Consider the following 8,649-nt stretch of genomic DNA (forward strand, 5'->3'; position numbering starts at 1 on the left):
AGATCGCAAGTACAAACGGCCAAACTATGTTACTTAATATGAGCTAAAACTCTAAAATGCAGGACTGAGCAATACATCCTGGTTTAAGTCACACAAAAGGCGGCCAATCACTTTAAGGCCGCCTTCAGCTTTTGAAACAATTTATCTTTTGGGGATCTGGATTACAATCTCGTAATGGTCACCACGGTCATTTTCTGACGTTTTGATTTCCATACCTGAGCCTGACACCATATCAATAGATTGACGAATTGTATTAAGAGCGAGACGAACATCCTTGGTATAGGAGACCCGTTTTGACTTTTTAGTTTGCGAAACTTGTTTATAGAAAGCAATACGAGCTTCCGTCTGTTTAACATTTAATCCTTTTGCAATAATCTCTGCCAAAACTTTTAATTGCATTTCCACACTATCCAGTGATAAGAGTGAACGCGCATGTCTTTCGGAAATCTGACGTTCCATCAACGCTGTCTTAACCTCTTCAGGTAAGTGGAGTAAACGAATCTTATTCGCAATAGTCGACTGACTCTTGCCTAAGCGTTGTGCTAAGCTTTCTTGTGTTAATTGATGAAGATCAATTAACTTCTGATAAGCGACAGCTTCTTCTATGGAGGTCAAACCTTCACGCTGTAGATTTTCTATGAGCGCAATAGATGCTGCCTGAGAATCATTGAACTCACGGACAATAGCAGGGATCGTCTCTAAACCAAGCTTTTTAACTGCCCGCCAGCGCCGTTCACCTGCGATGATCTCATATATGGAATCTCGCATACGTACAACAATAGGCTGAATGACACCATGAGTTTTAATTGTCTGACATAACTCATCAATTTTGTCATCATCGAATATAGTCCGTGGTTGGTAAGGACTGCTAACGACCTCATGAACTGGTATTTGTTTGATTTCTTCTCCGCTGCTCCGCTCGTTAAACCCAAATAGCTTGGTAAATTGTTCTTTCATTCCGTTCATAACCACCTAATTTCGTTATAGTACGATCTTCTTGACCTTCTTCACGGAAAGCATATCGTACAGCAATCTAAAACATTCTGATATTATGGAATTACCTGTAATGAACAGGCATCATAATCTCTCCTTCTTTCGAACAAGAGTACAGAGAAGGAGTTATATACAAAATTAAAGTCTACTATGCTATTCTATCACTTTTCTCCACATAATCATATTCTCCGTAAAGACCTATTTTTCCTGCATTTTTACAGGTGCAACAACCAAATCAGCTTATAAATCTAATTTTTATCTAATTTGATATTTATCGATTTTTGTTATCATCATCTTCATAAAAAAAGAGCATTCCCTTTGTTCAAAGAGAATGCTCCTAAAGGAACTTTGAGTATCGGCAATGTTTCACGTGAAACATTATTTTATCAATGGCATTTTGGCAGGAATTCCCGCTTTTCTTGGGTATTTAGCTGGTGTTGCTCCTGTCTTCCGGATCATAACAATATGTCGATCCGACTCCTCCACTGGTAAGCTGAACGACTCCACTTTGCTGAGTTCAGCACGAAGCTCTTTTAAGCTGTACTTAGCTTCGCTTAATTCCTCTGAAGGATCGCTGCCCTTCATTGCAGCGAACACCCCATCTTTGCGTGTGAAGGGAAGACAAAATTCATTCAATAAAGACAGTCTTGCTACCGCACGTGCTGTAACCAAATCATAGGCATCACGATGAGTGAACTTGCGCGCAACATCCTCTGCCCGCCCATGGATCAATTGTACATCAGTTAATCCCAATGTCGTACTTACATGCTGCAGAAATGAAATTCGTTTATTGAGCGAATCAACAATCGTTAGCTTCAAATGAGGAAAACATATTTTAAGTGGGATTCCTGGAAACCCAGCTCCTGAACCGATATCTGCGAGATTGGTGATCTCGTTAATATCAAGGAAAAAAGCTAATGAAATAGAATCATAGAAATGCTTCGTATATACCTGCTCTCGCTCAGTTATACCCGTGAGATTCATTTTTTCATTCCAGGTTACGAGTTCATTATAATACAGATCAAATTGTGCTAACTGTTCTGCTGTAAGGGATATGCCTCGTTCCTGTAATAGTTGTGTGAATTGAACTTCCGTATTATCCATAGCTTATCCTTTCGCCGCGGTTACCCGGTTGTAATGCTCAAGATATACAAGAAGAATGGAAATATCAGCAGGTGTAACTCCCGCAATCCGAGAAGCCTGCCCGATAGAGATCGGGTGAATCTTAGTCAGCTTCTGCCGCGCTTCCATCGCTAATCCATGGATTTCATTATAATTAATGTCATCTGGAATTTTTTTCTTCTCCATCTTTTGCAGGCGCTCCACATGTTGAAGTTGTTTTTCTATATATCCGGCATATTTAATTTGGATTTCTACTTGCTCCTTCATTTCTGCATCCAGCATCTCTGGTGATGGTGATACTTGATCAACAAAACTATATACAAGCTCTGGGCGCCGCATCAGAACAAGCAAATTACTGCCATCTACAATAGGTGCCGATTCATATTGCGCTAGTACTTGGTTTACATCAACAGGTTTAACCTTTGTTTCTTGCAGACGAACAATTTCACGCTCCACCCGTTCTTTCTTATCTGTGAAGTTATCGAAACGCTCCTGTGTGATCAAACCAATGTCATAACCGATAGGTGTAAGTCTTAGATCTGCATTGTCATGGCGAAGCAACAAACGATATTCTGCACGTGAAGTAAGCAGACGGTAAGGTTCATTCGTTCCCTTAGTCACGAGATCATCAATGAGTACACCAATGTATCCCTGTGAACGATCTAGGATTACGGGTTCTTTGTCTTGCACTTTGCGTGCTGCATTAATTCCAGCCATAACCCCTTGGCCTGCTGCTTCCTCATAACCGGAAGTGCCATTGATTTGTCCAGCAGTGAACAGACCTGGAAGACGTTTAGTTTCAAGAGATGGCCATAGCTGTGTAGGAACCATTGCATCATATTCAATAGCATAGCCGTTACGCATCATCTCTACCTTTTCCATACCAGGAATGGAACGTAAGATAGCTAGCTGTACATCCTCAGGAAGACTAGTGGACAGACCTTGTACATAGTATTCCGATGTATTTTTTCCCTCTGGCTCTAAAAAGATCTGATGCTTAGATTTATCACTGAATCTTACGACCTTATCTTCTATAGAAGGGCAATAACGTGGGCCAGTTCCTTCGATAATACCTGTGAACATCGGCGCACGATGAAGGTTATCATTAATAATCTGATGAGTAACCTCAGAGGTATACGTTAACCAACAAGGAAGCTGTTCGTTATCGGATGATTTCGTTTCGAACGAAAAGAATTTCGGTTCATCGTCCCCTGGTTGAATTTCTGTCTTAGAGAAATCGATCGTATCACGATGTACACGTGGTGGAGTACCTGTTTTAAAACGAACCAATTCAAACCCAAGCTCCCGTAAGTTCTCAGAAAGCTTCACGGATGGCTGTTGATTGTTAGGTCCACTTTCATATGTTAGCTCACCCATAATCACTTTACCACGCAGGTAAGTACCTGTTGTCAGGATAACAGTCTTACTATGGTACTCAGTGCCAGTCTTCGTAACTACACCTACACAACGTCCATCCTCAACGATTAAACGCTCAACCATCCCTTGACGAAGTGTCAAATTAGGCGTTTTCTCCATAGTTTCCTTCATTGTATGTTGATAAAGGAATTTATCAGCTTGTGCACGTAAAGCATGTACTGCTGGTCCTTTACCTGTATTCAGCATACGCAGTTGAATGAATGTCTTATCTATATTGCGGCCCATTTCTCCGCCAAGCGCATCAATTTCACGCACTACATGTCCTTTGGCAGGTCCGCCTATGGACGGATTGCAGGGCATGAATGCAACCATATCCAGGTTAATTGTGATCATTAACGTACTGCAACCCATCCGGGCTGCAGCCAGTGCTGCTTCACAGCCAGCATGACCAGCGCCAATGACGATAACGTCATAGTTGCCTCCATCATAACTCATGTCCTGTTTCCCCCTTGAAATTATATTAAATCGTGAATCTTATTTTCCTAAACAAAATTGTGAGAATATTTGGTCTAACAAAGAGTCAGCTGCAGTATCGCCAATTATTTCACCAAGCTGTTCCCATGCGAGCCGTACATCGATTTGAATCATATCAATCGGTATATACTGTTCTGCAGCATCGTATGCGTCTTGAAGTGATTTATAGGCTTTTTTGAGCAGGGCTATATGTCTCACATTACTCACATATGTCAAGTCACCCGATTCCAGCTTTCCACCAAAAAAGAGTGTCGAAATGGCATCTTCAAGTTTGTCTAGACCTTCCTCTTCCAGAACGGACATCGGTACAATGTTAGACTCTTCAAAAAATGAGAGCAACTTATCCTTATCCAGTTTGGGCGGTAAGTCCATTTTATTCATGATTACTAGGCACTGTCTACCGTGGATTTGTTCCATCAATGCCAATTCATCCTCATGCAGCTCTTCATTAGCATTCAGCACAAGTAGAATCAGGTCGGCGTCACTAACTGCCGCTTTGGAGCGCTCCACCCCAATTTTCTCAACAACATCCATCGTTTCACGAATTCCCGCTGTATCGAGCAGCTTAAGCGGTATATTATTTATCGTTATAAATTCTTCTATTACATCACGTGTTGTTCCTGGAATATCTGTTACAATCGCTTTGTTATCACGCGCTAATGCGTTTAGCAATGATGATTTACCAACGTTCGGACGTCCGACAATAGCTGTCGTAATCCCTTCACGAAGTATTTTTCCTTCATTAGATGTCTTAAGCAGCTTTGTTATTCCCTCCATAACCTCACTGCTTTTATCTTTAATAAATTCAGCTGTCATGGATTCTACATCATGTTCTGGATAATCTATATTCACTTCAATATGAGCCAGCATCTCAATAAGTGTATGGCGTAAAGCATGAATTCGATCCGATAAGGATCCGCTAACCTGTTTTAAAGCTACAGAAAAAGCCCGGTCAGACTTAGAGCGAATCAAATCAATAACAGCCTCAGCCTGCGATAAATCGATACGTCCGCCCAAGAAAGCACGCTTGGTGAACTCCCCCGGCTCGGCTAACCTTATCTCCTGCTGCAGAAGTAAATCCATCACTCTTCTTACAGAAATTACACCGCCATGAGCACTGATCTCTACTACATCCTCTGTCGTAAAAGAACGTGGTCCTTTCATAACGGTTACCAACACTTCTTCCATCTTCTCTCCGTTATCAGGACTGACGATATGTCCGTAATGAACGGTATGCGATTCCGCTTCAGTTAATGGAACTCGGCTACGAAATAATGGTGCCACTTGGGAAATAGCCTCTGGGCCACTTACCCGAATAATAGCAATTCCTCCCTCGCCTAATGCCGTCGATACGGCAGCAATGGTGTCACTAAGCATGCTGTTTTTCACCCCAAAACTTATATTTTTTGAATAGAAACGTTCTTTTATTTTTAAAAAAACAATGACCCCTTACATTGGTCAAGGAGTCATTGCATCCATATAGTCTTTACTTCAAGGTTATAACGACGCGGCGATTTGGCTCTTCGCCTTTACTGAGGGTACTCACTTGCCGGTGATCCTGTAACCTGGAGTGGATAATCTTGCGCTCCTGAGGAGACATTGGCTCCAATACAACCTCTTTACGAGTGCGAATTACACGTCCGGCTAAACGATCAGCCAGCTCTTCAAGCGTTTTTTTACGGCGCTCACGGAAGTTCTCTGCATCTAACACAAGCCGTATAAAACTGTCGGAATAACGGTTAGCTACAATATTAGCCAAATACTGTAGAGCATCGAGAGTTTGTCCTCTTCTGCCAATTAACAGTCCCAAATCTGGACCGGAAATTTGCAGAATCGTGGATTCCTTGGTGTGGACGATTTCTACCTCCACTTCGAGCCCCATGCTCTTAGCGACATCCACAATGAAATGAACGGCTTCTTGGTAAGCTTCCTCCACCGGTTGTCCGGAATCTTGGCGTGGCACACCGCCGATGGCCTCCTGTTTGCTCTCTCTTGCTGACTGTTGAGGCAGTGACGGAGCACTCGCCGCTGATGCCGGTGCGGCTTCGGCTATCAAGGTTAGTTCAACCTTGGCACCTTTCGCACCGATCAATCCCAGGAATCCTCTTGATGGCTGCTCAAGTACGTTGACCGTTACCCGGTCCTTTTGAACTCCAAGCTGGGTTAGTCCCCGTTCTACAGCTTCTTCAATGGTTTTCCCTGTTGCGACGACTTTGCTCATTTTGACTTTTTGGCTCCCTTCGATGACTTGTTGCCGCCTTTGCTCTTCGGAGCAGGACTGGAGTCATCTGTACTTTTTACAGCACTTGCGATTGCCAATTTGTGTTTATCGTTGTTGCGGTATAAGAAGTAGTTCTGAATAATAGTGTAAAGGTTACTGTACACCCAGTATAGTGGCAAGGCTGCAGGGAAGTTGTACGACATAACGAAGATCAGAACTGGATAGATCATCATCATGAACTGCATTGGCCCTTGTTGTTGCACTGGGTTCATTTTGGTCATCATTCTAGTTTGAATAAATGTTGTTAATGCTGCTAGCACTGGCAAGATAAACAGATGATCCGGTTTACCTAGCTCCAGCCACAAGAAGGTATGCTCCCGTAGATGTGGATTATAGTAGATCGAGTTGTAGAGAGCGATAAAGATAGGCATTTGTACGATCAGCGGTAAACAACCCGCCATTGGGTTAACCTTATTTTCTTGGAACAAACGCATTGTTTCTTGCTGCACCTTTTCAGGTGTGTCTTTATATTTTTTCTGGATCTTTTGGAGTTCCGGTTGAATGGCTTGCATTGCACGCGAGCTCTTCACCTGTTTAATAGTAAGCGGAAGAATCAACGTGCGGACAATAATAACCATCACAAGTACGGCTAAACCATATTCTCCGTTAAACCAATCTGCAAACTTGTCCAAGGCAATGGCGAAATAATACACTACATTACTTTGCCAGAAGCCTCCATTCTTCAAATCCTCCGTAGTGTGCGTGACAGCAGTCGACGGAGCGCATCCCGACAGAACAGCTAACGACAACACCATTACCGTGATGAGGAGAAACCATTTTCCTCGTCTAGTCTTCATTAGAGACACTTCAAAACCCCTCTCTTAAACATTCCATTCCACCGTAAATCATACCATAATTATGAATACAAATAAACAAGCCTCTTAAGCACCCTTTATTTGCGGGAAGCCTTGAGTAGCTTGGCTTTACGAAGCACATGCAGCACACTTTTTTCGAGCTCTGCATACTCCATGGAAAGCGCTCCTTTTCTTACGATAAACACCATGTCTAAGCCACCTGCAATCTCAGGTTCATGGTGACGGACGATTTCCTTAACTAATCTTCTCATACGGTTACGGACAACCGCGTTTCCGACCTTTTTACTAACAGACACACCTACTCTAAATCGCTCTACCTCTTTTTTGCCAAACCAATACACTACAAATTGATGATTCGCAAATGACTTCCCATGGCGGTATACACGACTGAAGTCGGCACGGTTTCGTAAACGTAACTTTTTGTGCACGGGAATCTCCTTCATAAAAATCCGGTTTAAGTGTCCCTCCGAATTTTTTCTTCTAATAGTATAGGCATTTGCAAGCAGCCATAAACGACCACATTTGCTGTGCTGAAATTAAGCTTCTATATATAGTAGGAAAAATAATTTCAACTTCTCACAAAATATTTCTCAATATACGTTAAATAGCCCCGCAAAGTGTAGCTAGCGCATTAAGCGAGATCCTAGACTTTTGCAGAGCAATAATAATAAAAAGCAGTAAAAAAAGACCACCGCAGTGGTCCCTTAGTGGCCTAACTTACGCACTCAAAACTTTTCTGCCTTTCAAGCGGCGAGCTGCCAGCACTTTACGGCCGTTTTTCGTGCTCATTCTTTTACGGAAACCGTGAACCTTACTACGTTTGCTCACATTTGGTCTAAATGTCGGTCTCATAATTGCACCTCCCTTACAGGAACTTAATTACTGTCATATAAGCAGAAACGGACTAAGCCGTCCTTATAGTAGGGACAGTATCTACAGGAATTATCATTTTTATATATCGAGACATATCCTTACAGAAAACACCTTTATATATTTAAACATATTTTATGAGCAAAAGTCAACCTAGTAACCGGCTTGTTCCTCCCCCTCAAGCTCAGGTGTTTATCCACAACTCTCCCCAGGAAAAAAGTAATCCACAAGATATGACAGTTATCCACCTGTGATCAAAAAATAAAGTCGACTACTCACAGTTGAGCACAACCTGTGTATAAAATTATCGAACCTTTGGCGTAAAGTGTCGAACCGTAAACAAATTATCAACAATATGTAGTGGTGTTCCTAATAATTGTACACAAGTGCTTGAATTTGTGGATAAAATAGCCCTGCTCATTGAAAAACAAGGGGCGTTTTGCTATGATGGTATTACTTTTGAATGTGAATAGATTTGTTTGTTCTCTTAATTATCAACAAGCTGTGGATAAAGTTGTGAACAAATCAAATTTATCCATATTTTTTTGTCTCTTCATATTGCCTACTGGGGATAAATATCAGCACCAACCTATTTTCTTCGACATTTCCACTTCATGGCTGATGCCACATTTGGAAGATTTAAAGGAGTGACAGTCT

8 protein-coding genes are annotated in these 8,649 nt (G+C 42.0%); all 8 read right to left on the reverse strand.

The annotated features are described in order from the left end of the window. Positions 1-141 precede the first annotated feature (141 nt). The 8 genes from noc to rpmH all read right to left on the reverse strand — a co-directional run bounded on the left by noc (position 142) and on the right by rpmH (position 7,974). On the reverse strand, positions 142-957 hold the full coding sequence (gene noc / locus MKY54_RS30760; protein ID WP_036677760.1) for a nucleoid occlusion protein: 816 nt from the start codon (positions 955-957) through the stop codon (positions 142-144). A gap of 414 nt (positions 958-1,371) precedes the next feature. Next, positions 1,372-2,097 carry a 16S rRNA (guanine(527)-N(7))-methyltransferase RsmG gene (gene rsmG / locus MKY54_RS30765; RefSeq protein ID WP_339189054.1) on the reverse strand — a complete coding sequence of 242 codons (726 nt, stop codon included), beginning with the start codon at positions 2,095-2,097 and terminating at the stop codon, positions 1,372-1,374. Positions 2,098-2,100: 3 nt separating this feature from the next. After that, entirely contained in the window at positions 2,101-3,987 is a 1,887-nt protein-coding gene (gene mnmG, locus MKY54_RS30770; protein ID WP_036677754.1) for a tRNA uridine-5-carboxymethylaminomethyl(34) synthesis enzyme MnmG, read from the reverse strand. Between the two features lie 39 nt (positions 3,988-4,026). Further along, positions 4,027-5,403, reverse strand: coding sequence for a tRNA uridine-5-carboxymethylaminomethyl(34) synthesis GTPase MnmE (mnmE, locus tag MKY54_RS30775; RefSeq protein WP_339191321.1), 1,377 nt, complete (start codon positions 5,401-5,403; stop codon positions 4,027-4,029). Between the two features lie 109 nt (positions 5,404-5,512). Continuing rightward, on the reverse strand, positions 5,513-6,247 hold the full coding sequence (gene jag, locus MKY54_RS30780) for an RNA-binding cell elongation regulator Jag/EloR (RefSeq protein WP_036677749.1): 735 nt from the start codon (positions 6,245-6,247) through the stop codon (positions 5,513-5,515). Continuing rightward, positions 6,244-7,113, reverse strand: a complete 870-nt coding sequence (locus MKY54_RS30785; protein WP_036677747.1) for a YidC/Oxa1 family membrane protein insertase — start codon at positions 7,111-7,113, stop codon at positions 6,244-6,246. The genes jag and MKY54_RS30785 overlap by 4 nt, the downstream gene beginning before the upstream one ends. A gap of 86 nt (positions 7,114-7,199) precedes the next feature. After that, a complete protein-coding gene (gene rnpA / locus MKY54_RS30790; RefSeq protein WP_036677842.1) occupies positions 7,200-7,550 on the reverse strand; it encodes a ribonuclease P protein component in 351 nt (116 codons plus the stop codon). A gap of 289 nt (positions 7,551-7,839) precedes the next feature. Next, positions 7,840-7,974 (reverse strand): 50S ribosomal protein L34, encoded by a 135-nt coding sequence (rpmH, locus tag MKY54_RS30795; protein WP_036677745.1) that lies wholly within the window; start codon positions 7,972-7,974, stop codon positions 7,840-7,842. Positions 7,975-8,649 lie beyond the last annotated feature (675 nt).

Source organism: Paenibacillus sp. FSL P2-0121, assembly GCF_037975345.1.
Classification (GTDB): domain Bacteria; phylum Bacillota; class Bacilli; order Paenibacillales; family Paenibacillaceae; genus Paenibacillus_AQ; species Paenibacillus_AQ odorifer.

Coding starts and splice junctions, on each gene's coding strand:
- noc (WP_036677760.1), bottom strand. CDS start 957: ATGAAAGAACAATTTACCAAGCTATTTGGGTTTAACGAGCGGAGCAGC.
- rsmG (WP_339189054.1), bottom strand. CDS start 2,097: ATGGATAATACGGAAGTTCAATTCACACAACTATTACAGGAACGAGGC.
- mnmG (WP_036677754.1), bottom strand. CDS start 3,987: ATGAGTTATGATGGAGGCAACTATGACGTTATCGTCATTGGCGCTGGT.
- mnmE (WP_339191321.1), bottom strand. CDS start 5,403: ATGCTTAGTGACACCATTGCTGCCGTATCGACGGCATTAGGCGAGGGA.
- jag (WP_036677749.1), bottom strand. CDS start 6,247: ATGAGCAAAGTCGTCGCAACAGGGAAAACCATTGAAGAAGCTGTAGAA.
- rpmH (WP_036677745.1), bottom strand. CDS start 7,974: ATGAGACCGACATTTAGACCAAATGTGAGCAAACGTAGTAAGGTTCAC.